Raw genomic sequence first — 23537 nt, 5'->3', positions numbered from 1 at the left:
CTCTGTGTGCAAGTCTTCGTTCGTGCCGGCGGGTGCTGCTGTGGCCCCCGGCCGTATTTACGCGACCGCCTACGCCGGTGTGGGGGTCTTCTCGACCGCCGAGGTCTCCTCGCTGAGGCGCGAGGCCCGCCGACGGGAGAGGACTCCCAGCAGCGACGACCGGTAGTCGCCGGGGTTGCCGAGCGCCGCGGTGACGCGGTCGAGATAGACGGCGAGGATGACCACGCCGAGTCCCGCCTCGACACCCAGTGCGACGTTCACGGTCGAGATCGCCTGGACGACTTCCTTACCGAGTCCATCCGCACCGGCGATACCGGCGATGACCGACATCGACAGCGCGAGCATGATGACCTGGTTGATCCCGGCCATGATCGTCGGTGTCGCCAACGGCAGCTGGATGCCGCGCAGGATCTGCCCCGGCTTGGCACCGAACGCCTGCCCGGCCTCGACGGTCTCGGAATCGACGCCGCGGATGCCCAGCTCGGTCAGTCGCACTCCGGGCGGCAGCGAGAAGATCACCGTCGCCACGACGCCGGGGACGACGCCGATGCTGAAGAACGTGATCGCGGGGATCAGATAGACGAACGCCGGCATCGTCTGCATGAAGTCCAGAACCGGCTTGAGGATCGCCCGCACGGTCGCGTTGCGCGCCGACCAGATGCCGAGTGGCACCGAGATCGCCACCGCGATGATCGTCGCGATCAGAACCAGCGCGAGGGTCTGCATCGCCGTGACCCACTGATCCATGGCGACGATCAGCAGGAAAGTGAGTGCCGTGAAGACAGCCAGCTGCCACGACCGCACGAGCCACCCGATGAGGGCGAAGATCACGATCGCGACCGGGATCGGCGTGACGACCAGGACCTCGGTCAGCGACTCGACGAGCCAGCCCGCGATGAAGGTGATGATGTCGAGCAGCCACTCGAGGTTGTCTCTGACCCAGTCGACCGCCGTGTCGGCCCACTCGCCGACGGGAATGCGAAAACCGTCCATCAGCGCACCGCCTCACTGTCGGGGCCCCCCGAGGAGGGCTGTTGCGGCTCCTCGGCAAGCATCTCGTCGATCACGTCGTGCGGGACCGGCTGCTGTTGCACGGCGATCTCGCCGGTCGCGCCCGGCCCGGGGGCCAGGGCCGCGAGCAGCGTCACCCGAGGAATGACCCCGACGAGCCGGTCGTTCTCATCGACGACGGCCAGGGGCAGGCGGGACTCGGCGGCCGGGATGAAGAGATTCATCAGGATCTCGTCCTGGCGCACGCTCTGGGGCACCGGTCGCAACACGGACGACAGCGAGGTCTCGCCCTTCCGGATGAGCTTGACCGCGTCATGGTCGCTGACCGTGCCCAGCAGGCGGTGGTCCCGGCCGACCACGTAAGCGGCCGACGTGTAGGTCTCGCGCATCTGCTTGAGCGCGGTCCGAGGTCCCGCCGACTCGTTCACGGTGGGGCGGGGACGCTCCATCACGTTCGCGGCGGTCAGCACGCGGGTGCGGTCCACGTCCTGCACGAACTGCTCGACGTAGTCGTTGGCGGGATCGGTGAGGATGTCCTCGGGCGTGCCGATCTGCACGATGCGGCCATCGCGCATCACGGCGATGCGGTCGCCGAGCAGCATGGCCTCGTTCAGGTCGTGGGTGATGAAGACGATGGTCTTCTGCAGCCGCTCCTGCAGCTCCAGCAGCTGCTCCTGCATCTCGCGGCGGATGAGCGGGTCGAGGGCGCTGAACGCCTCGTCCATGAGCAGGATGTCGGTCTCGGCGGCCAGGGCGCGGGCGATTCCGACCCGCTGCTGCATGCCTCCCGACAGGGCGGACGGGAGCTTGTCGCCCCAGCCCTCGAGCCCGACCATGCCGAGGATCTCCTCGGCCTTGGCCAGGCGCTCTTCCCGAGGCTCGCCCCTCAGCTCACGGGAGTAGGCGACGTTGTCGGCGACCGTGCGGTGAGGCAGCAGCGCGAAGTGCTGGAAGACCATCGACACGCGATCGCGGCGGATCTCACGCAGCCTGTTCGCGGGAATGTCGGTGATGGGCTCGCCCTGCACCTCGATCGACCCGGAGGTCGTGGTGAACAGGCCGTTCAGCATCCGGATGATGGTGGACTTACCCGACCCGGAGAGCCCCATGATGACGAAGATCTCGCCGGGCTCGACCGAGAAACTGGCATCGATCACCGCGGCGGTGCCGGCATCGGCCACATCTGTGCGGGACTCGCCCGCCTGCAGGCGCTTCACCGCTTCTTGGGGGTTTCGTCCGAAGACCTTGTAGAGGTTCTTCGCCTCAATCGCATGCGCAACTGTCACAACATGTACCTCGGCGACCCGCTGCGCTTCATGGGGCCGCATCGGTCACGTCCGGGTGGCGATCACTGTCGGCCGCCACCATCGCACGCGAGGGGGGCCGTCCCAACGAATGACATCGGGCCATCCGTTCAGATCACCGACCATACGTCCCGTCGCCACACCCGTTCGGGTCGGGCACTCGGAGGACGCGGACTGGTCGTCAGGGCTGCATAGCCCAAAGACCACCAAAGCAGAGGCGACACCGGAAGGTCAAGCCGATGGACGCCGCGCGGCGACACCGAAACCGAAATGAAACCTTGACAGACGACTTCCCTGTTGGTTAATTAGTCAAGTAGATAACCAATGAGCACCGGGGAGGCGATGTGATCGAGGAGGGCAGGCCGCTCTTCCTGCAGATCGCTGAGAACGTCGAGGAGCAGATCGTCGCGGGCACGCTTCCCGAAGAGACCCGCGCACCCTCGACGAACGAACTCGCGGCGTTCTATCGCATCAACCCGGCGACCGCCGCCAAGGGCGTCTCGATGCTGGTCGACCGCGGCGTGCTCTACAAGCGTCGCGGCATCGGCATGTTCGTCGCCGCCGGAGCGCGCGAGCAGATCCTCACCGAACGTCGTGAGGATTTCGACGCCCGCTACCTCCACCCCCTCCTCACCGAGGCGAAGCGCATCGGCCTGGACCTCGACGAGGTGCTGGCCCTGCTCCGCCGTCACGACGACAACGAAAGGAGCCCCTGATGACCGCGGTCGTCGAGGTGGAACACCTCACCAAGAGATATCGCGACACCGTCGCCGTCGACGATGTCAGCTTCTCGCTGCAGAAGGACACCATCCACGGGCTGCTCGGCCGCAACGGCGCGGGCAAGACCACGGTGATGTCGATCCTCACCGCGCAGAACTTCGCCAGCGGCGGTGACGTGCGCATCTTCGGTGAGCATCCCTATGAGAACGCGCGCGTACTGCGCCGGATGTGCTTCGTGCGCGAGAGCCAGAAGTACCCGGACGACGCGCTGCCGACCCACGCGTTCCGCACCGCACGGCTGTTCTTTCCCAACTGGGATCAGCAGCTTGCGGAGCGACTCATCGATGAGTTCCAGCTGCCTTTGACGCGCCGCATCAAGAAGCTCTCGCGAGGGCAGCTCTCGGCCGTCGGCGTCGTGATCGGACTCGCCTCGCGCGCCGAGATCACCTTCTTCGACGAGCCGTACCTGGGCTTGGATGCCGTCGCCCGGCAGATCTTCTACGACCGTCTGCTCGAGGACTACACCGAGCATCCGCGCACAGTCATCCTCTCGAGTCACCTGATCGACGAGGTGGCGAACCTGATCGAGCGGGTACTCGTGATCGATCGGGGCCGGATCCTGATCGACGACGACACCGACACGATCCGGGGCCGAGCGACGAACATCGTCGGCGACGCCGCCGCGGTCGACGCCTTCGCCGCGGGACGCGAGGTGATCCATCGCGAGGCCCTCGGGCGGGTCGCGTCGGTCACGGTGCTCGGCGCGTTGACGGCGTCCGAGCGGAACGCACTCACGCGCTCCGGCCTCGAGATCGGACCCGTCTCACTTCAGCAGCTGGTCGTGCGGATGACCCAGCACGCTACGGGAGACACCATCCCGGCGACGGGAACCGATGAAGGAGCCCTCCGATGAACCGCACCGTCGGTGTCGTGCGCATGCAGCTCGTGAACCGCCAGACCTACATCTGGATCCCGCTCATCGTCCTGGCCGGTGCGTTCGTGCTGACGCTGCTGATCTGGTCGCTGGTGCCGCACGAGGCCGTTAAGTACGGGGGCGGGGCGCAGGCGCCCCTGTGGTACTTCGGCGTCGTCGGCGTGCAGGCACTCACGTTGACCTTCCCTTTCTCCCAGGCGATGAGCGTGACCCGTCGCGAGTTCTTCCTGGGCACGCTGCTCACCGCGGCCCTCACCGCGGCGATCCTGGCCGCGATCTTCGTCTGCGGCGGTCTCATCGAGCAGCTCACGAACGGATGGGGGATGAACGGCTACTTCTTCTACCTGGACTGGATCTGGCAGAGCGGCCCCCTCGTGGCCGGCTTGTTCTTCTTCGTCATCGCGATGCTCTTCTTCGTCGTCGGATTCTGGTCCGCGACGGTCTACAAGCGCTTCGGCGGCGTGTGGCTGACGAGCATCCTCGTCGGGATCGGGCTCGTGCTGGTCGGGCTTCTGTGGCTGATCGGTCGCCTGCAGGCATGGCCGAGCGTCATCGGATGGATCGGCGCCCAGGGGGCGCTCGGCCTCGGCGTGTGGGGGCTGGCGCTGGTCGCGGTGCTCGCGGCATCCGCCTTCGTCACGCTCCGACGGGCGGTTCCGTGATGAACCGTCAGCCCCGCTCGGCGTCGGCAGTGCCGTTGCCGGCCGCGCGCTCGTGGTGGTGGATGACCTCCGCGACCACGAAGTTGAACCACTTCTCGGCGAAGGCCGGGTCGAGATCGGCATCACGCGCCAGGCGCTGCAGGCGCGCGACCTGGTCGAGCTCGCGCGCCGGATCGGAGGGCGGCATCCGATGCTCGGCCTTGAGCGTGCCCACCTGCTTCGTGCAGCGGAAGCGCTCCGCGAGCATGTAGATCAGCGCCGCGTCGATGTTGTCGATGCTCGCGCGCAGCCGATTCAGCTCGGCCCGCGCCTCGTCGTTCTCGCTCACCGTTCCTCCCTCAGACGAGGGTACCGGCAGGTGCGCGCGGCATGCCGGATGGCGCGACCGGCGAGCCATAGAGTGTGAGCTGACAGAGGAGAGACATGAGCGACGCCCCCCAGGACGCCCCCTCGCCCGCGCAGGACGATGAGGCGCCGGACCACGCGTTCCGCGAGCCCGCGGAACGGCCGCGCCCCGTCTGGGCGCGTCTCGACAACCCGTTCGTCCTCGGACTGACGCTGACGCTCGGGGGGCTCGCGGCGCTCGTCATCGGGCTTGCGGTCAGCAACCTCGCCACGGTCATCGTCTACATCGTGATGGCCCTGTTCGCCGCACTCGGGCTGGAGCCCATCGTCGAGTGGCTGATGCGCCACCACGTGAAGCGGGGGTGGGCGATCGTGATCGTGTTCTTCGCGTTCGCCGTGGTGCTGCTCGCCGTCCTCTGGACCATCATCCCCGTCGTCGTCACACAGATCGCCCAGTTCGTGCGCGACATCCCGGGCCTGATCAGCAGCGTCGAACAGGCTGACTGGTTCCTTTACCTGCAGGGGCTGTTCGGCGACACGCTGACCGATCTGCTGAACCATCTCGAGACCTTCCTCAGCGATCCCGGGAACATCGCCGCCATCGGCGGGGGAGCGCTGCAATTCGGCATCGGCATCGTGACCGTGATCTCAGGGGCCGTGATCACCCTTGTGCTCACGCTCTACTTCTTGGCGTCGCTGCCGTCGATGAAGCGCAGCTTCTACCGCATGGTGCCGGCACGCAACCGCGACGGCCTGCAGTCGATGACCGAGCAGATCACGAGCTCGATCGGCGGCTACCTGATCGGCATGGTCGTGCTCGCGTTCAGCAACGCCGTGATCGCGACGGTGCTCCACATCGTGCTCGGTCTGCCGTTCCCGGCCCTCATGGGCGTCATCGCGTTCCTCATCACGCTGATCCCCCTCATCGGCTCGGTGCTGTTCTGGGTGACGGCCAGCGTGCTCGCCCTGTTCACCGACCCCATCACGGCGCTCATCTTCGCCGCCGCGTACCTGGTCTACATGCAGATCGAGGCGTACGTGCTGACCCCCAAGGTGATGAACCGCACCATCGAGATCCCCGGGGCCCTCGTCGTGATCGGTGCGCTCGTCGGGGGAACGCTGCTGGGGCTTGTCGGCGCGCTCGTCGCGATCCCCGTCTCGGCGTCGATCCTGCTGATCATCAAGCAGGTCTGGGTGCCCCGCCAGGACGCCAAGGTCTGAGCCCACCCGCCGGCGCGAGCTCGACACACCAACGATCGCGCGAAATCGATCGCATTGCGGGTCGTTTCACGCGAAGTCTGATTTCTCGGCGGCACGTGAGCCGTGCCTCGCACCCGTGCCCGGCGCGCGTTCAGCCGGCGGCGAGCAGCGCCGTCGGAGAGGGCGCCTCCACGCGATGCCGCACACGGCCCGGAACGCCGGTGCGGAGGTCCAGCGACGACGACGCGACCTCGTGCGAATGCTGCCCCGCGACCAGGAGCGTGTCGTGCACGACGATGTGATCGCGGGGCCACGCGACGCCCGCATCGACGAGCGCCACATGCTCGAGCCGCTCCCCCGCGCCCGTGACCCGCAGGACCGCGATGGTGTCGCTGCCCCGCAGCCCGGCGTAGAGCACGTGCCCGTCACGGGAAGGCACCAGACCGGCGCCCGCATCCGTGGCCAGCGCTCCCGGCGGTGACGGCGCGGCCGAGACCAGGCGCCACCTGCCGGTGCGGTCGGCGCCGAGCACGTAGACCTCGCTCGAGAGCTCCGTCACGACGTAGAGGTATCCGCTCGGGTGCACGACCATGTGTCGCGGCCCGCTTCCGCGCGGCAGCACCACCTCGTGGTCGAGGCCGAGCCGGGTGCCCTCGTCGCGCCAGATGCGCACGAGGTCGAGCCCGAGATCGGTGGTGGCGATGCGCCCGTCGCGCAAGAACGCCGCGGCATGCGCCCGGGAGACGCTCGCGTCGGCGTCGGCCGGCCGGGCCGCCGCCTCGGCTCCGTCGGCCCCGTTCCCATCGGCGCCGGTCGCCTCGTCCTCGCCACCGGCATCCGGGATCAGGTGCGCGTACTCGCCGGCCGCCTCGCGCAGCGCGCGTGTCGCCACGACCAGATCGATGCCGCCTGCCATCGGGGCCGCCGCCGCGCCCCCCGCGTGCGGATCGCGAGCGGCCTGCGCCACGCTCGTACCCGACGGGGCTCCCGTCGCATCCAGCGCGACGCGCACGACGCGCCCGTCGCCCCAGCAGCTCGCGACGAGAAAAGTGCCGTCGGGCGCGACCGCGGCGTGGCAGACCGCCTCACCGATCTCGACCGGACGGCCGAGCGGCACGAGCGTGCGCTCTCCTGTGCGGGCGAAAGCCGCGAGACGGCCCTGCTTCTCGAGCGTCGCGTAGACGACGTCCTTCGTCGGGTGGGCGGCGAGCCACGACGGCGAGGGCGCCGAGCGGACCGTGCCGAGAAACGCCAGCGGACCGCCCGCGAGCCCCTCGTGCTCGCCGGCCGACAGGGCGCCGATGCCCTGGGCCTCGGCATCCATGTCGGCACCCCACCCGCCGAGCCAGAACAGCATGTCAGTCGAGGAGGTCGTGGCGGACGACGACCGCGTCGCGGGCCGGGCCGACGCCGATCACCGAGATGCGGGTGCCGCTCATCCGCTCGAGCGCGAGCACGTACTCCTGCGCCCGCGTCGGGAGGTCGTCGAAGTGCCGGGCGCCCGAGATGTCCTGCTTCCACCCCGGGAAGTACTCGTAGACGGGGGTCGCATGATGGAAGTCCGTCTGGTTCACGGGCACTTCGTCGAAGCGACGGCCGCCTACGTCGTAGGCGACGCACACCGGGATGCGGTCGAATCCGCTCAGGATGTCGAGCTTGGTCAGCACGAGGTCGGTGATGCCGTTGATCCGGGTCGCGTAGCGGGTGATCGGGGCGTCGTACCAGCCCACCCGGCGCGGGCGGCCCGTCGTCGTGCCGAACTCGAATCCGCGCGAGCGGAGCGTGTCTCCGTCGTCGTCGAACAGCTCCGTCGGGAACGGCCCGGCTCCCACGCGCGTCGTGTACGCCTTGACGATGCCGACGATGCGATCGAGCCGGTTGGGGCCGATCCCGGAACCCGTGGAGGCGCCACCGGCGGTCGCCGACGACGATGTCACGAACGGATAGGTGCCGTGATCGACGTCGAGCATCGTCGCCTGCCCGCCCTCGAACACGACGACGTCGCCGGCATCCAGCGCGTCGCTGAGCAGCAGACCCGTGTCGTCGACGAGGGGCGCGAGCCGTGCGGCATACGAGAGCAGCTCGTCGACGATCTCGTCGACGGTGATCGCCCGGCGGTTGAACACCTTGACCAGCAGATGGTTCTTCTGATCGAGCGCCCCCTCGACCTTCTGGCGCAGGATGTTCTCGTCGAAGAGGTCCTGCACGCGGATGCCGACCCGGTTGATCTTGTCGGCGTAGGCCGGGCCGATGCCGCGCCCCGTCGTGCCGATCTGCCGCTTGCCGAGGAACCTCTCGGTGACCTTGTCGAGCGTGCGGTGGTACTGCGTGATGAGGTGGGCGTTCGCGCTCACCCGCAGCTTGGAGGTGTCGACCCCTCGGGCACGCAGCGCCTCGAGCTCGGCGAACAGCACCTCGGGGTCGACGACGACCCCGTTGCCGATCACGGGGGTCACCCCGGGCGAGAGGATGCCGGAGGGCAGCAGGTGCAGCGCGTATTTCTCGTCGCCGATGACGACCGTGTGGCCGGCGTTGTTGCCGCCGTTGAACTTCACGACCCAGTCGGTACGGTCTCCGAGCAGGTCGGTGGCCTTGCCCTTGCCCTCGTCACCCCACTGCACGCCGATGATCACGATTCCTGGCATGAAAGCCTCTCGGTGTCGTCAGGACGGGTACACCCCATCCTATCGGCGTGCGCCGCGGGGCTATGGTGATCGCATGCTCCCCTCCTCCGGCTGGGCCTGGACCTGGTCCTTCGTGCGCATCGCCACCGCGATCCTCGGCGTCGCCGCGATCATCGCCCAGCTCGTGCGGAGCGTGTCGAACGCGAACGCGGCCGGGTCGGGACCCGCCTCAGACGTGGCGACCGTGGTCACCAACTTCCTCAGCTTCTTCACGATCCAGTCCAACCTCGCCGCGGCCCTCACGCTCGCGTTCGGCGCGATCTGGTTCTGGACCCGGGGCCGGCGCACGCAGGATGCCGAACCCCGTGCGTTCGCGATCGTGCTGGTGTGCGTCACGACCTACATGCTCATCACGGGCATCGTCTACAACCTGCTGCTGCGCACGATCGCACTCGCGCCGGGCGAGACCGTGCCGTGGTCGAACGAGTGCCTGCACGTCGTCATCCCGACGATCATGCTGCTCGACCTGCTGTTCGCTCCCCGCCGCCGCCGACTGCCGTGGCGAATCGTGCCGGTCGTGCTCGCCTTTCCTGCGGCGTGGATCGTCTACACCATGGTGCGCGCCCCCTTCATCACCAATCCGGGTTCGGGTGCGTCCTACTGGTATCCCTACCCCTTCCTCGACCCCTATGGCGACGGCGGCTGGGCCAGCGTGATCGCCTACATCGTCGCGATCGCGCTCGCGACCCTCGCGATCGGCTACATCGCCGTGGGCGTCGGGCACTGGCGCGCCCACCGTGCCCCGGTTCCCGGGAACGCGACCGGGGATGCCGAGGGCGGCGCAGCCGGGCCCTCCCCGCGTTCTCGGCGGTCGGGGGCGGCTCGGTAGACTCGAGGCATGTCGAAGGTCCTTCAGTCTCTGCCCATCGGCGATCGCGTCGGCATCGCCTTCTCCGGGGGACTGGACACCTCCGTCGCCGTCGCGTGGATGCGCGACAAGGGGGCGATCCCCTTCACCTACACCGCCGACCTCGGCCAGTACGACGAGGACGACATCGCCTCGATCCCCGATCGCGCACTCGAGTACGGCGCCGAGGCGTCACGACTGATCGACAGCAAGACGGCACTCGTCGAGCAGGGACTCGCCGCGCTCTCGTGCGGCGCGTTCCACATCCGCTCCGGCGGCCGCACCTACTTCAACACCACGCCGCTCGGGCGAGCGGTGACCGGCACCATGCTCGTGCGCGCGATGAAGGCCGACGGCGTCGACATCTGGGGCGACGGGTCGACCTACAAGGGCAACGACATCGAGCGCTTCTACCGCTACGGCCTGCTCGCCAACCCCGCGCTTCGCATCTACAAGCCCTGGCTCGACGCCGACTTCGTCACCGAGCTCGGCGGGCGCCAGGAGATGAGCGAATGGCTCGTCGCGCACGGATTCCCGTACCGCGATTCCGCCGAGAAGGCCTATTCGACCGACGCCAACATCTGGGGCGCGACGCACGAGGCCAAGACCCTGGAGCACCTCGACGTCTCACTCGAGACGGTGGATCCGATCATGGGCGTGCGCTTCTGGGACCCGGCCGTCGACATCGACACCGAAGACGTCACGGTCACCTTCGACGCCGGCCGTCCGGTCGCCCTCAACGGCGCCGAGTTCAGCGATCCGGTGGCCCTCGTGCGCGAGGCCAACGCCATCGGCGGCCGGCACGGACTCGGGATGAGCGACCAGATCGAGAACCGCATCATCGAGGCCAAGTCGCGCGGCATCTACGAGGCGCCGGGCATGGCCCTCCTCTTCATCGCCTACGAGCGCCTGGTCAACGGCATCTTCAACGAGGACACGGTCGCGACCTATCACGAGCAGGGCCGCCGCCTCGGCCGCCTGATGTACGAGGGGCGGTGGCTCGAGCCCCAGTCGCTCATGCTGCGCGAGTCGATCCAGACCTGGGTGGGCTCGGCCGTCAACGGCTCCGTGACGCTGCGCCTGCGGCGCGGCGACGATTACACGATCCTCGACACGACGAGCGCGAACCTGTCGTACTCTCCCGAGAAGCTGTCGATGGAACGCGTCGGGGATGCCGCCTTCGGACCGACCGACCGCATCGGCCAGCTCACCATGCGCAACCTCGACATCGCCGACTCCCGCACCCGGCTCGAGCAGTACACGGCCGACGCCCTGATCGGCGGGGCGACGGGAGACCTGATCGGCACGATGGATGCCGGGGGCGCCCCGCAGATCACCGGGCACGCCGCACCGTTCGACGCCGATCGGGAAGCCCTCGCCGACGCCGTGGACGAGGCATCCGAGTCTGCCGCGTTCGACTCCGGCACGGACTGACGCGGCCGGCCCCGTCGTCAGCCGCCGGCGGCCGGCGGCGTCTCGCGCGAGCGTTCCAGCTCGTCGGTGTACAGCGTCGTGCGATCGTAGGTGCCGTTGCGGTACGCGGCCCGGCCGATCATGTGCGCGGACAGCGGCGCGGTCGCCAGCTGGAACAGCACGACCGGCAGCAGGAACGCCGCCACCTGCCACGAGCGCAGCGACAGGGCGACGGCCACCGCGATGAGGATCAGGCCCAGCACCTGCGGCTTTGTGGCCGCGTGCAGCCGGACCGGCACGTCACGCCAGCGCACGAGCCCGATCGAGGCGATCAGGCAGAGGAGCGCGCCGACCAGCACGAGCACGAGAGCCGTGCCGTCGGCGATCGCGCTCCAGTCGATGCCCGCGACGAAGGTGGATGCTGTCTCGGTCACTGCGGGTTGTCCCTCCTGGCGACGAAGCGCGCCACCGCGATCGATCCGAAGACGCCGACGGCGGCGATGATCAGCAGCACCGGCAGGGTGCGTGTGTGCTGGTTGTAGACCATCTCGGCCCCGAGGATGCACATCACCTCGGTGAGGACGACATCGGCCGCGACGACCCGGTCGAGGATCGACGGTCCGAGCACGATGCGCACGAGCGCGACGAGCGCCGCCGCGGCGAAGACGACGAGCGTGACGACGATGATCGGGTTCACGTCGGCGTGCCTCCCTGCCGCGGGGTCTCGATGGCGGACGCCCGGATGGTCTCGAGCTGGGCGCGGGATCCCACCGCTCGCACGATGCGCGCCTCCCAGCCCCAGACGGAGCGCCGCTGCGCGTCCACGTCCTCCTCGGAGTCGACCCCGATCACGTGCACGTACAGCATCCGGCGGTCCCGGTCGGTCTCGACGATGAGAGAACCGGGGATCAGCGACGCGGTCACGCCGGTGTGGGTCATGATCAGGTCGTCGTCGACGCGGAGTGGCACCGCGATGATCGCGGCGCCGGGCTGGCGTCGCACGTCGAGCACCTGCCACGCGACGAGGAGCGAGCCGCGCACGAGCGCACCCAAGAACGTCACGACGAACACGAGGCCCCACCACAGGTTGACGCGCCCCGACAGCTCCACCGGCGGCAGCCGGAAGACGCGGGTCACGACCACGGCCACGATGAGGCCCGTCACGAAGGCGAGCGCGGTGAACTGACCCCACAGCAGCATCCACAGGGCGATCAGCCAGACGAAGAAGGGCAGCTGCACCCAGAGCCGCCGGCCCAGGGAGCGCGGGCGTCGATCGGGCGTCATTCGTCCACCTCCCCGTCGAGCTGCACGATCATCACCGGGTCGGCCAGCGCGGCGCCGGCCCGCATGCACAGGTCGAACAGGGGACCCGCGAACACCGTGAGTGCCAGCGTGACGCCCACCATCCCCGCGGTGGCGGTGGTCATGATCCCCGATGTCGCCCGACGACGGGTCTGGACGGCCGCCGCGGGCGCATTACCGAGGTAGGCGATCCGCGACTCCGTCTCGGACGAGTCATCCTCCTCGCGCCAGAAGGCGAGGTTCCACGCCCGCATGAGCGCGTACAGCGTCAGCAGCGAGGTGACGATACCGCCGACGATCAGAACCATCATGACCGGCGTGCCGACCGTCGCGGCGGCGTCGAAGAGCGCGAACTTGCCGATGAATCCCGAGAAGGGCGGCAGCCCGCCGAGGTTGACGGCGGGGATGAAATAGAGCACCGCGATGACGGGGGCCGCGCGCATCAGCCCCTTCACCCGCAGGATCGACGTGCTGCCCGCGCGTCGTTCGATGAGCCCGATCGCGAGGAAGAGGGTGGTCTGCACGACGATGTGATGGACCATGTAGTAGATCGTCGCGCCATAGGCCGCGGGCGTCGCGATCGCCAGCCCGAAGATCATGTACCCGACGTGGCTGACGAGCGTGAACGACAGGATGCGTTTCAGCTCCGCCTGCGCCACGGCGCCGAGCACCCCGACGATCATCGTGGCGAGGGCGATCACCATCAGCAGGAAGTTCACGTCGCTGTCGGCGAAGAGCTGCGTCTCGGTGCGGATGATCGCGTAGACGCCGACCTTCGTCAGCAGTCCCGCGAACACCGCCGTGACGGGCGCGGGGGCCGTCGGATACGAGTCCGGCAGCCAGAACGACAGGGGGAAGACGGCGGCCTTGATGCTGAAGGCGACGAGCAGCAGCAGATGCAGCACGAGCTGCACCTCGTCCGGCATCTCGGTCATCCGGTCCGCGATCTGGGCCATGTTGACGGTGCCGAGCGAGCCGTAGATGGCGGCGATCGCCGAGAGGAACAGGATCGAGGACACCAGCGACACGACGATGTAGACGACGCCGGTGCGGATGCGGGACTCGGTGCTGCCGAGGGTGATGAGCACGTACGAGGCGACCAGCAGGATCTCGAAGCCCACGTAGAGGTTGAACAGGTCGCCCGCGATGAAGGCGGTGAAGATCCCTGCTCCGAGGATGAGGTACGACGGATAGAAGATCGACACCGGCGTCTCTTCGTCGCCGTCGGCCGCGCCCTGACCCACCGAGAAGATCAGCACCGCGATCAGCACCACGCTCGAGACCATCACCAGCAGCGCGGCGAGCCGGTCGACGTAGAGCACGATGCCCACCGGCACGGGCCAGCCGCCCACCGAGACCGCGATGGGCGTGCCCTGGTCGACGGCCACCAGCAGCACGGCGGCGATCACCAGCACCAGGGCCAGCGTCGCGACTGAGACGGCCACCTGCAGTCGCGGACGACGGCCGAAGATCAGCGTGATCGCGGCCCCGAGCAGGGGAAGGGTGACCAGCAGTGGGACGAGCGCGCTCATGCTCATGCGTCCTCCCCCCGATCGGAACGGGGGGCGCGCCGGGGCGTGTCGGTGGGCGCGTCGTCACGCAGGGCGGGAACGTCGCTGCTGTGCAGCACCGTGATGGGGGCGGTGTCGGTGCCCACGAAGTCGGTCGCGGCATCCGCCTCGATCCCCTCGTCGTCCATGACGACGTCGGGACCGATGCCGCGCTCGCGCACCTCGATGTCGGCCTCGTCGTCGAAGACCGTGTCGGCCTGCCCGAGCTGCCAGGACCGGTAGATCAGGGCGAGCAGGAACGCCGATATCCCGAACGTGATGACGATGGCCGTCAGCATCAGCGCCTGCGGCAGCGGATCCGAGACGTCGTCGACGCCGTAGAACGGGGCGGCACCCGGTGCGCCCAACATGATCAGCAGCAGCAGGTTGGCGGCGTTGCCGAGCAGCAGGAACCCGATCAGCACCCGCGTCAGACTGCGCTCGAGCATCGCATAGACGCCGCACGCGAAGAGCGCGGCCATGATGATGATGAGGGTCAGCGAGGCGGGCATCAGACGTTCACCGCCGGTGCGGATGGGTCGGCCTGCGCGCGCAGCTGCTGCGCCTGGCGGTCGACTTCGGCACCCAGACTGCGCAGCACGTCGAGCACGAGGCCGACGACGACGAGGTACACGCCGATGTCGAAGATCGTCGATGTGACGAACTCGACATGGCCGAGGACCGGCACCTGCGCCTCCCAGAAGGCGCTCGTCAGCGGTGCGGCGCCGAAGGCCAGGGGCACGATCGCGCACCCGACGGCGAGCGTCATGCCGGCGCCGAGCAGCATGCCGGCATCCGTCGGCGCCGCGACGCCCAGCTCGTAGCGGCCGCCGGCGATGTAGCGCATCACGAGCGCCATGCCGGCGACGAGTCCGCCGGCGAAGCCGCCACCGGGAAGGTTGTGTCCGGCGAAGAGCAGATAGATCGACACCACGATGATGGAGTGGAACAGGATCCGCACGATCACCTCGAGCACGATGGAGCGGTTCTCAGGCCGAAGGCGCGAGCCGCCGAGCAGCCATGCCCGTGGCTGCATGCGCAGAGGACCCGTCTGCGGCTGGTGGCCTCCGCCGCCGGTCTCGACGAGGGGACGGCGCAGGCCCCGACGCGTTGCGACCGTCGGCAGACCACTGGTGAGCGTCTGCAGGTTGTCGGAACGATGCGTGACGAAGACCAGCGAGGCGACGCCGGTGGCGGCGAGGATCAGCACCGACAGCTCGCCCATCGTGTCCCAGCCGCGGATGTCGACGAGGGCCACGTTCACGACGTTCTGCCCGTGTCCGATCTCGTAGGCCAGTTCGGGCCAGGGCGTCGAGACGGGGGAGTGGACGCGCGCGCCGGTGGCGATGACGGCGATGACGGCCATCACGAGGCCGACGGCGCCCGCGAGCACCGCACGCACCAGGGGGGCGACCGAGGCGTTGTGATCGCCCATCCGAGACGGCAGGCGGCGGAGCACGAGGGCGAACGCGACGAGTGTGACCGTCTCGATCAGGATCTGGGTGATCGCGAGGTCCGGAGCACCGCTCGCGCCGAACAGCACCACCATGCCGAGGCCCGTGATCGACACCATGACCACGCCGGTGAAGCGCTTGCGGGCGCGGACGGCGCCGATTCCGGCCGCGATCATCACGGGTGCCACGACGAGCTGCCAGGGGGACTGCCACGCGTCGAGCTGCGCGCGCCATGTGGGGGACGCCAGCACCGCCGTGCCCTCGGCGGCGACCAGCACGACGAAGATCGTGCCCACGTAGATCGGCAGCGAGCCGCGCTGGGTGAGCGTCGTCGTCACGACCGAGAGACGGTCGACCACTCGGATGATGCCGTAGTAGGCGTCGGCCGCCGTGAAGGGGATCAGGCGGGCCCGCTCGTCCCACTTCACCCGCAGGGCGAGCCAGAACACGAGGGCACCCACGGCGAGGGACCCCAGCGAGAGGAACAACGCGGGCTCCAGCCCGTGCCACAGCGCGAGGTGATACGCGTACTCCGGGGCGGGCAGGCCGGCCGGAGCGGCGGGGGCACCGTCGGCATAGCCCACGAGCGCGACGTCGAGCCACGGGGCCGCGAAGCCGCCGACGAGCGAGAGCAGCGCGAGCACGCCGGGAGCCGCGACGAACCCGAGCGGCGGCGAGGGCCATTCCGTCTGCGGAACATCCCTCTTGACCGCAAAGGCTCCCCAGAGGAACCGCAGGCCGTACGCCATCGTCAGCACCGAACCGGCGACCACCCCGAGGAGCGCGACGAGGCCCCACGCCGAGCCCTCGACGGTTGCGGCGAGCAGCGCCGAGAGGGCGGCCTCCTTCGCCACGAAGCCGATGGTCGGGAAGAACCCGACCATCGAGGCGATCGCGATGACCGCGGTGATGGCGAGCACGGGCGCCCGCCGCCACAACCCCGACAGTTCGAAGACGTCACGGGTCGACAGCTGCCGGTCGATGATCCCGACGACGAGGAACAGGCAGGATTTGAACAGCGCGTGCCCGATCAGCAGAGCCAGCCCCGCAAGGGCGGCGTCGCGCGTGCCGAACCCCAGCACGACCGTGAGGAAGCCCAGCTGGCTGACCGTGCCGAAGGCCAGGATCCTCTTGAGGTCGCGCTCCCGGAGCGACTGGATGCCGCCGAGGAGCATCGTGAAGACACCCAGCGAGATGACGACCGGCCGCCACGCGGCCGCGTCCCCGAAGACGGGGGCGAACAGGGCGATCAGGTAGATGCCGGCCTTCACCATCGCGGCGGCATGCAGATAGGCGCTGACCGGTGTCGGCGCCGCCATCGCCCCGGGCAGCCAGAAGTGGAACGGGAAGATCGCGGACTTGCTGAGAGCGCCGACCAGGATCAGCACGAGCGCGGCATTGACGACACCGCCGCCGGGCGCCATCGCGAGGATCGTCGACAGGCTCGAGGTGCCGGTGTCGACGACGAGGAGGACGACGCCGATCAGCATGACGAGACCGCCGAGCGACGTGACCAGGAGCGCCTGCAGGGCCGACCGACGACTGCCCGCACGTCGGTGGTAGTAGCCGATCAGCAGGTAGGAGAGAACGCTGGTGATCTCCCAGAACATCACGAGAACGACGATGTCGTCGGTGAGGACGAGTCCGTACATGGCACCCGCGAAGGCGAGCAGCACCGCGGAGAACTGGCCGATCCCGTCGGTCTTGCCCCGGAAGTACCAGCGGCAGTAGAGCAGCACCAGGGCCCCCACACCGGTGACGACGAGCGCCATCACCCAGGCGAGCACGTTCATGCGCATGGACAGCTGCACGCCGAGGGCAGGGATCCAGTCGTATGCCTCCGCGGGTATCGATCCCGAGATCACCAGCGGCGCACGCAGCAGGGCATCGGTGAAGGCGACGAGCGCCATCGCGACGGCGACGTAGAACGCGCGCGTCCCGATCAGGCGGACGAACCACGGCATGGCGAGCGAGACCAGGCCGAAGGCCGCGAGGATGAGCAGCATGGGCGTCTCCTCGGGCTGATGGGCCGCGGGCGGCTCGCGGGGCGGACGTCGTCAGACCATCCTAGTCGAGGCGAGGGCGGAGTCCGCTGGTGTTGCCGTGCCGGAACGCACAGCTGAACCGCACGGACGCCGCGTCCTCGCCAGAGAGCATGCGCACGACCGCGTCCGCGGCGGCGCGGCCCTTGGCCGCAGCGGGTTGGGCCAGCGTCGTCAGCTCGTACGGGGCGAACCCGTCGAGGGCGATGCCGTCGAAACCGGTGACGCTGAGGTCCTGCGGCACCCGCAGCCCGCACTCCTCGGCGGCGCGGATCACGCCCGCCGCGAGCAGGTCGCTCTGGGCGATGACAGCGGTCGGCGGGTTGACGGCCCTGAGGAGGGCAGCGCCCGCCTCCCAGCCCTCGTCGATCAGGCTCGCCGCGGTCTCGAAGACCGTCGCGTCGGGGTACACCTCGCGCGCGCCCCGAAGCCGCTCGCGAGTGACGTCGATGCTCGGGTCGTCCTCTCTGGACGCGGCGACGAGGCCTCGCCTGCGCCGGCCGCTCCATGGCAGCGTCACGATGGCGACGTGCTCGTGACCGAGTCGACGCAGGTGCTCGGCCGCCTGACGCTGTGCGTCGAGGTTGTCGAGGTCGATGCGGGGGATGCCGGCCCCGGCATCCCCCTCGATGACGACCACCGGGATGCCCCGCGCGCGGAGGATCTCGAGCGAGGCAGCGAGGCGTCCGCTGGCGCCGACGAGCACGACGGCGTCGACGAGCGCCGTCTCGAGAGACAGGGCCGGTTCGGCAGGCGGGGCCGGTTCGCTCGTGCTCGCCGGCACTTCGTCTCTCAGCAGCAGCAGACCCGCGCCGAGTGGGGCGACGCCCTCGGCCAGGCCATCCATCATCAGCGTCTTGACCGGGTCGAGGAAGGCGGCGCCCAGTCGCTCCTCGAACACGACGCCGACCACGCCGCTGCGGCCGCGTCGCAGCGAAGCGGCACGGGGGTCGGGACCGGTGTAGCCGAGCCGGTCGGATGCCGCGCGCACGCGGCGACGGGTGGCGTCGGCGACGGGCGCCTTGCCGCTGAAGACCACGGATGCGGTCGAGGGCGAGACGCCGGCTTCGCGGGCGACGTCAGCGATCGTGGGGCGCCCTGTGGCCATGGGTCCTCCGAAGACGGGGTCGGGCGTGCCGTCCAGCGGTCATCGTAGCGGCATGCGAGCGCGTAATCGAATCGATTCGATAGACTGAGCGCCATGTCCCTTCCCGCCCGCGACGTCGGCGTCGACGCGCGACCAGACGCGAGAACCCTCCGACGCTGGAAGATCGCGATCTTCGCGATCTTCGCCGCGAGCGGGCTCGCGCTGGCCACCTGGGCCTCCCGGGTGCCGGCCATCAAAGACACGCTCGCAATCGACAACGTCGACGTCGGGCTGATGCTTCTCGTGGCCGGCGCAGCCTCGCTCGTCGGCCTCTCACTCGCCTCCGTGCTTCTGGCACGCGTGGGTGCGCGCCGCAGCATGTTCGCCGCGATGATCGTCTACGCCCTCGGGGTCGGCCTCGTCGGCGTCGGCGCCGACCTCGCGGGCTCATACCCCCTCGTCGTGCTGGGTCTGGCCCTGTTCGGGCTGGGCAACGGCGCCGTCGACGTGATGATGAACGTCGAGGGGGCGGCCATCGAGACGGCGACCGCCAAGACGCTGCTGCCGCTGTTCCACGCCTCGTTCAGCTTCGGCACCGTGCTGGGCGCGGGTGCCGGCGCCCTCGCGGCGCTCTGGGGCGCCGACGTGTTCACCCACGCGTCGATCATCACCGCGCTGATCCTGGCCATCGCGTTCGGCAGCATGCGCGCCGTGCCCGCCCGCCAGGCGGCGATGGACCCGGACGCCCCCGGTGCGAGGGGCACGTCGCGGCGCGCCCGGCTCGCGGCCGCGCTGTCGGCGTGGCGGGAGCCACGCACGTACGCGCTCGGGATCGTCATCCTCGGGATGGCCTTCGCCGAGGGCGGGGCGAACGATTGGCTCGCCCTCGGGATGGTGGACGGGCACGGCGCCGACGAGGCCCTCGGCGCGCTGGGCCTCGCGACCTTCTCCGTCAGCATGACCGCGATGCGGCTGGTCGGCGGACCGCTCGTCGACCGCTTCGGACGGGTCGCGACGCTGCGCGTCCTGGCCGTGACCTCCGCTGTCGGCCTGCTGTTGTTCATCCTCGCGCCGACCCTTCCCCTGGTCTTCGTCGGCGCGGCCCTGTGGGGCGCAGGCACGTCGCTCGGCTTTCCCCTCGGGATGTCGGCGGCGGCGGACGATCCCGCTCGCGCGGCGGCACGCGTCAGTGCGGCCGCGGCGATCGGCTACCTCGCCTTCTTGTGCGGTCCCCCGCTGCTGGGCTTCCTCAGCGAGCAGATCGGGCTGCTCCCGACGCTGTTCCTCCTCGTCGTGCTCATCGTCGCCTCCGGCCTCGCCTCCGCCGCGACCCGGCCGCTGCCCGGGACGCAGGTGGGCGCCGGCCGCCACTAGGCTCGTCGGGTGCGACTTGTCATCGCCCGCTGCAGCGTCGACTACTCCGGACGGCTCAGCGCGCACCTCCCTCCCGCGACGCGGCTGCTCGTGTACAAGAGCGACGGCAGTCTGCTCGTGCACTCCGACGGCGGAAGCTACAAGCCGCTCAACTGGATGAGCCCGCCGTGCACCGTCACCCTCGAGCAGCCCGACGAGGATGCCGCCGCGGTCGGCGTCGTCGAGCGCTGGCGGGTGCAGCACGCCAAGACGGGTGACGCGCTGGTGGTGAACATCTTCGAGGTGCTGCACGACTCATCCCACGAGCTGGGCATCGATCCCGGCCTGCAGAAGGACGGCGTCGAGGCCGACCTGCAACGCCTGCTGGCCGAGCAGGTGCAGCTCGTGGGCGAAGAGCTCACGCTCGTGCGCCGGGAGTTCCCGACGGCCATCGGCCCCGTCGACCTCCTCCTGCGCGATCCCGCGGGCGGCACGATCGCGGTCGAGGTCAAGCGCCGCGGCGACATCGACGGCGTCGAGCAGCTCACCCGCTACCTCGAGCTGCTGGGGCGCGATCCGCACCTCGCTCCCGTGACGGGCGTCTTCGCCGCACAGGAGATCAAGCCTCAGGCTCGCGTGCTGGCGGTCGATCGCGGCATCCGGTGTCTCACGCTCGACTACGACGACATGAAGGGCACCGAGTCCGGCGCACCGCGCCTGTTCTAGGGATACCCGGTCATTGAGCGAGGCCCGAAGGGCCGAGAAGAAATGACCTGCCCGCGCGTTTCGTCTCGCTCCGCTCGCTCATCGACCGAGACCGCCCGACCCGTAGGCTGGATCCATGCCCGTCGCCTCGCCCTGGTCCTGTGTCCTCTGGGACGTCGACGGCACCGTCGTCGACGCATCCGACGCCATCCTCCACCGTCTCACCGTCACGCTGGAGCACTACGGGCGCACCCCGCCGACCCGTGCCGAGCTGGTGCACTGGATCGGGCCGCCGATGTTCCAGTCGCTGCAGGACCAGGCGGGAATGGACCCCGAGCTCGCCGCCGAGGCGGTCGCGTGGTATCGCGAGCTCGGCGCCCGCGAGGGATACGTGCGCGGTGCGCGCCTGTTCCCCGGCATCGGCGAGATGATCCGCGACCTGGCCGCGGCCGGCGTGGCCCAGGCCACCGCGAGCAGCAAGCCCGAGACGCAGGTGCGCATGCTCATGGATCACTTCGAGCTCACCCCCGCCTTCACGACCCTCGTCGGAGCGACGGCCGATGAGCGCACGCTCAGCGCCAAGGCCGACATCGTGGCCGAGGCGCTGCGGCGGCTGGATGTCGCGGGCGTCGACATCTCGCGTCCGGTGCTGGTCGGCGACCGGCACCACGACGTCGACGGGGCGGCGGTGCACGACGTGCCCGTCATCTTCGTGCGGTGGGGGTTCAGCTGGCCGCACGAGTCCGAGGGCGCGTCGGCGGTCGTCTCGGGTCCCGACGAGCTGCGTGGCCTGCTGCTCCCGCCGATGGCGGATCGCTAGCCTGACATCGTGACCGACAGCGCTTCATCGACCACCCGCCCGCGCCGCGTCGCCCTCGTCGTGCGCCGCATGCCCGCGACCCTGGTGCTCATCGCCCTGATGATCGCCGCCGGCGTCGCCGGGCAGGGCCTGTGGCAGCCCGTCACCGGGCAGCCGTGGTTCGACGCCGTCGCCTACGGGCTGCCGGCTCTCGAGTCGGGCCGGTGGTGGACCGTGGTGACGGGCACCTTCCTCGTGGCCCACCCGCTCGTGTACATCCCGACGCTGCTGAGCTTCGCGGGGATGGCCTTCGTCGAACTGCGTCGCGGGTCGCGGGTCGCGCTGCTGTACTTCACGATCGGGCAGCTCTTCGCGATCTTCGCGACCGCGGCGTTCCTCATGGTGGGGCAGCTGCTGCCGTGGCCCTGGGCGATCGACCTGGCCGGTCAGCTCGACGTGGGTCCCTCGGGCGGGACGATGGCCTGCATCGCCGCCGCGGTCGGCCTGCTCCGAGCGCCATGGCGACAGCGCGGCTGGCTCGTCGTGTTCACCTACGCGGCCGTCAGTCTCTTTCTGCTCGGCGACCTCGCCGATGTCGAGCACACGTTCGCGATCCTGCTCGTACTCGCCCTCGACCGCTCGTTCCGAATCCAGCGCTCCACCGTGCGCGAACAGCGCCTCCTCGCGTTCTTCGCCGTGCTCGCCCTCGGTGCCATCCAGGTGCTGACGCTGCTCCTGCCCACCGACGGCCCGTTCGGTCCCACGGCACCCCTCGACGGGCCCTGGCTCGACGCGGGCATCGACACCCTCGTCGCCCTGATCGTCGCCACCGGGCTGCGCCGAGGACGCCGCTGGTCGTGGGTGCTCTCGATCGTCTGGGTGGGCGTGAACATCCTCGTCGCCGCCCTGCTCGTGACCGCGATCGCCCTGAACATCGGCCAGATCGAGTCCTTCTACGGCGACCCCGACGTGGCGCTGGCCACCAGCATGCTGTGGATCGCCTTCGGGGTCTACCTCGTCGCCGCACGGCGTGCGTTCCGCGTGCGCCGCCGCAAGCGGTTCGCCGGCCGCGAGCCGGTCTCGGTCGACGAGGTGCGCCGGACGATCCGCGCGCACGGCGGTGGCACGCTGTCGTGGATGGCGACGTGGGACGGCATGGCCTACCTGCGCACGAGCGGCGGGATCGTCCCGTTCCAGGAGCGCCTCGGCGTCGCGATCGCACTCGCCGATCCGCTGGGCCCACCGGCATCCATCGACGAATCTGTGCGCGAGTACGTGCGCGAATGCGAGAACCAGGGTCTGATCCCGTGCTTCTTCAGCAGCAGCGCGGTCACGAGGGACGCCACGCCGGAGGGCTGGCGCTCGGTGGTGATCGCCGATGACACCATCGTCGATCTCGACGGTCTGGAATTCACGGGCAAGAAGTGGTCGGCCGTGCGGCAGGCACTCAACCGCGGCGAGCGCGACGGCATGACGGTGCGCCTGACGACCCTCGCGGCCGAACCGTGGGGTGTGCGCCAGCAGCTGCGGGCGATCTCGGAGTCCTGGGTGGGCGACAAGGGACTGCCCGAGATGCGCTTCACGCTCGGCACCCTGCAGGAGGCCGAGGACTCCGAGGTGCGGCTCGCGATCGCGATCGCCCCGAACGGCGACGTCGACGGGTTCCTGTCGTGGCTGCCGATCTACGGCGAGGACGGGCAGGTGCGCGGGTGGACGCTCGATCTGATGCGCCGACGTGACGGCGGATTCGGTCCGGTGATGGAGTATCTCATCGGCGCCTCCGCACGGGACTTCGGCGCGGAGGGCGCGCAGATCCTCTCGCTCTCCGGCGCCCCGCTCGCGCACGACACGAAGCCGGACGACGGGGTCGTCGCCCAGCTGCTGGGCAATCTCTCGCACACCCTTGAGCCGGTCTACGGGTTCCGGTCGCTGCACCGCTTCAAGAAGAAGTTCAACCCCCGCTACGAGCCGATCTACCTGCTCTACCGCGATGAGGGGGATCTGCCTCCCATCGCGGCGGGCCTCACCCGCGCGTTCCTCCCCGATGCCACCCTGCGCCAGTTCGCCGGCGCCGGCGTCGACATGCTGCGCAAGAACTGACGCCGTTCCCGGAACCGGCGCGTAT

At 69.5% G+C, this 23537-nt stretch carries 22 protein-coding genes; 10 read left to right on the top strand and 12 right to left on the bottom strand.

Annotated features, from left to right (window positions below):
* Positions 1–69: 69 nt before the first annotated feature.
* Both M4I32_RS05660 and M4I32_RS05655 read right to left on the bottom strand, forming a co-directional pair.
* Positions 70–993 (bottom strand): proline/glycine betaine ABC transporter permease, encoded by a 924-nt coding sequence (locus M4I32_RS05660; protein ID WP_319033496.1) that lies wholly within the window; start codon positions 991–993, stop codon positions 70–72.
* A complete protein-coding gene (locus tag M4I32_RS05655; protein ID WP_413466789.1) occupies positions 993–2339 on the bottom strand; it encodes a quaternary amine ABC transporter ATP-binding protein in 1347 nt (448 codons plus the stop codon). Before M4I32_RS05655 ends, M4I32_RS05660 begins: the two co-directional genes overlap by 1 nt.
* Before the next feature lie 320 nt (positions 2340–2659).
* Between M4I32_RS05655 and M4I32_RS05650 the strand changes: the two genes are divergently transcribed.
* The 3 genes from M4I32_RS05650 to M4I32_RS05640 are packed head-to-tail and all read left to right on the top strand — an operon-like array spanning position 2660 to position 4631.
* Positions 2660–3031: a GntR family transcriptional regulator gene (locus tag M4I32_RS05650; protein WP_319033494.1), complete on the top strand. Its 372-nt coding sequence runs from the start codon at positions 2660–2662 to the stop codon at positions 3029–3031.
* Positions 3031–3948, top strand: coding sequence for an ABC transporter ATP-binding protein (locus M4I32_RS05645; RefSeq protein ID WP_319033493.1), 918 nt, complete (start codon positions 3031–3033; stop codon positions 3946–3948). The genes M4I32_RS05650 and M4I32_RS05645 overlap by 1 nt, the downstream gene beginning before the upstream one ends.
* Complete coding sequence (locus tag M4I32_RS05640; protein WP_319033492.1) at positions 3945–4631, top strand: hypothetical protein; 687 nt, start codon at positions 3945–3947, stop codon at positions 4629–4631. Before M4I32_RS05645 ends, M4I32_RS05640 begins: the two co-directional genes overlap by 4 nt.
* A 7-nt stretch (positions 4632–4638) precedes the next feature.
* Here M4I32_RS05640 and M4I32_RS05635 read toward each other — a convergent pair whose 3' ends face one another.
* Positions 4639–4959: a chorismate mutase gene (locus M4I32_RS05635; protein WP_319033491.1), complete on the bottom strand. Its 321-nt coding sequence runs from the start codon at positions 4957–4959 to the stop codon at positions 4639–4641.
* Positions 4960–5054: 95 nt separating this feature from the next.
* Here M4I32_RS05635 and M4I32_RS05630 point away from each other — a divergent pair, with 95 nt between their 5' ends.
* Positions 5055–6197, top strand: coding sequence for an AI-2E family transporter (locus tag M4I32_RS05630; RefSeq protein WP_319033490.1), 1143 nt, complete (start codon positions 5055–5057; stop codon positions 6195–6197).
* A 130-nt stretch (positions 6198–6327) separates the two neighbouring features.
* Here the strand turns inward: M4I32_RS05630 and M4I32_RS05625 are convergent, their stop codons facing one another.
* On the bottom strand, positions 6328–7533 hold the full coding sequence (locus M4I32_RS05625) for a lactonase family protein (protein ID WP_319033489.1): 1206 nt from the start codon (positions 7531–7533) through the stop codon (positions 6328–6330).
* A gap of 1 nt (position 7534) precedes the next feature.
* A complete protein-coding gene (locus M4I32_RS05620; RefSeq protein ID WP_319033488.1) occupies positions 7535–8821 on the bottom strand; it encodes an adenylosuccinate synthase in 1287 nt (428 codons plus the stop codon).
* A 73-nt stretch (positions 8822–8894) separates the two neighbouring features.
* On the opposite strand from M4I32_RS05620, the gene M4I32_RS05615 reads away from it, so the two are divergent.
* Both M4I32_RS05615 and argG read left to right on the top strand, forming a co-directional pair.
* The gene (locus M4I32_RS05615; protein WP_319033487.1) at positions 8895–9689 is read left to right on the top strand and encodes a Pr6Pr family membrane protein; all 795 of its coding nucleotides are present in this window, start codon (positions 8895–8897) and stop codon (positions 9687–9689) included.
* 9 nt (positions 9690–9698) lie between these two features.
* On the top strand, positions 9699–11141 hold the full coding sequence (gene argG / locus M4I32_RS05610) for an argininosuccinate synthase (RefSeq protein WP_319033486.1): 1443 nt from the start codon (positions 9699–9701) through the stop codon (positions 11139–11141).
* A 17-nt stretch (positions 11142–11158) separates the two neighbouring features.
* Here argG and mnhG read toward each other — a convergent pair whose 3' ends face one another.
* From mnhG to M4I32_RS05575, 7 genes are all read right to left on the bottom strand, one after another.
* The gene (mnhG, locus tag M4I32_RS05605; RefSeq protein ID WP_413466788.1) at positions 11159–11554 is read right to left on the bottom strand and encodes a monovalent cation/H(+) antiporter subunit G; all 396 of its coding nucleotides are present in this window, start codon (positions 11552–11554) and stop codon (positions 11159–11161) included.
* Positions 11551–11817, bottom strand: a complete 267-nt coding sequence (locus tag M4I32_RS05600; RefSeq protein ID WP_319033485.1) for a monovalent cation/H+ antiporter complex subunit F — start codon at positions 11815–11817, stop codon at positions 11551–11553. Before M4I32_RS05600 ends, mnhG begins: the two co-directional genes overlap by 4 nt.
* Positions 11814–12404, bottom strand: a complete 591-nt coding sequence (locus M4I32_RS05595) for a Na+/H+ antiporter subunit E (protein ID WP_319033484.1) — start codon at positions 12402–12404, stop codon at positions 11814–11816. Before M4I32_RS05595 ends, M4I32_RS05600 begins: the two co-directional genes overlap by 4 nt.
* A complete protein-coding gene (locus M4I32_RS05590) occupies positions 12401–13954 on the bottom strand; it encodes a Na+/H+ antiporter subunit D (RefSeq protein WP_319033483.1) in 1554 nt (517 codons plus the stop codon). Before M4I32_RS05590 ends, M4I32_RS05595 begins: the two co-directional genes overlap by 4 nt.
* Positions 13955–13956: 2 nt before the next feature.
* Positions 13957–14484, bottom strand: a complete 528-nt coding sequence (locus M4I32_RS05585) for an NADH-quinone oxidoreductase subunit K (protein ID WP_319033482.1) — start codon at positions 14482–14484, stop codon at positions 13957–13959.
* Entirely contained in the window at positions 14484–17432 is a 2949-nt protein-coding gene (locus tag M4I32_RS05580) for a Na+/H+ antiporter subunit A (protein WP_319033481.1), read from the bottom strand. The genes M4I32_RS05585 and M4I32_RS05580 overlap by 1 nt, the downstream gene beginning before the upstream one ends.
* 61 nt (positions 17433–17493) lie before the next feature.
* Positions 17494–18576, bottom strand: a complete 1083-nt coding sequence (locus tag M4I32_RS05575) for a LacI family DNA-binding transcriptional regulator (protein ID WP_319033480.1) — start codon at positions 18574–18576, stop codon at positions 17494–17496.
* A gap of 93 nt (positions 18577–18669) precedes the next feature.
* Here M4I32_RS05575 and M4I32_RS05570 point away from each other — a divergent pair, with 93 nt between their 5' ends.
* The 4 genes from M4I32_RS05570 to M4I32_RS05555 all read left to right on the top strand — a co-directional run bounded on the left by M4I32_RS05570 (position 18670) and on the right by M4I32_RS05555 (position 23512).
* Positions 18670–19929 (top strand): MFS transporter, encoded by a 1260-nt coding sequence (locus M4I32_RS05570; RefSeq protein ID WP_319033479.1) that lies wholly within the window; start codon positions 18670–18672, stop codon positions 19927–19929.
* A 9-nt stretch (positions 19930–19938) separates the two neighbouring features.
* A complete protein-coding gene (nucS, locus tag M4I32_RS05565) occupies positions 19939–20634 on the top strand; it encodes an endonuclease NucS (protein ID WP_319033478.1) in 696 nt (231 codons plus the stop codon).
* A 115-nt stretch (positions 20635–20749) separates the two neighbouring features.
* On the top strand, positions 20750–21433 hold the full coding sequence (locus tag M4I32_RS05560; protein ID WP_319033477.1) for an HAD hydrolase-like protein: 684 nt from the start codon (positions 20750–20752) through the stop codon (positions 21431–21433).
* Between the two features lie 9 nt (positions 21434–21442).
* A complete protein-coding gene (locus M4I32_RS05555) occupies positions 21443–23512 on the top strand; it encodes a DUF2156 domain-containing protein (RefSeq protein WP_319033476.1) in 2070 nt (689 codons plus the stop codon).
* Positions 23513–23537 lie beyond the last annotated feature (25 nt).

The sequence above is a fragment of the Microbacterium sp. LRZ72 genome (assembly GCF_033792225.1).
Classification (GTDB): Bacteria; Actinomycetota; Actinomycetes; order Actinomycetales; family Microbacteriaceae; genus Microbacterium.
Note: the sequence above shows the minus strand (reverse complement) of the source record. Positions and strands in the feature narration are given on the sequence as shown.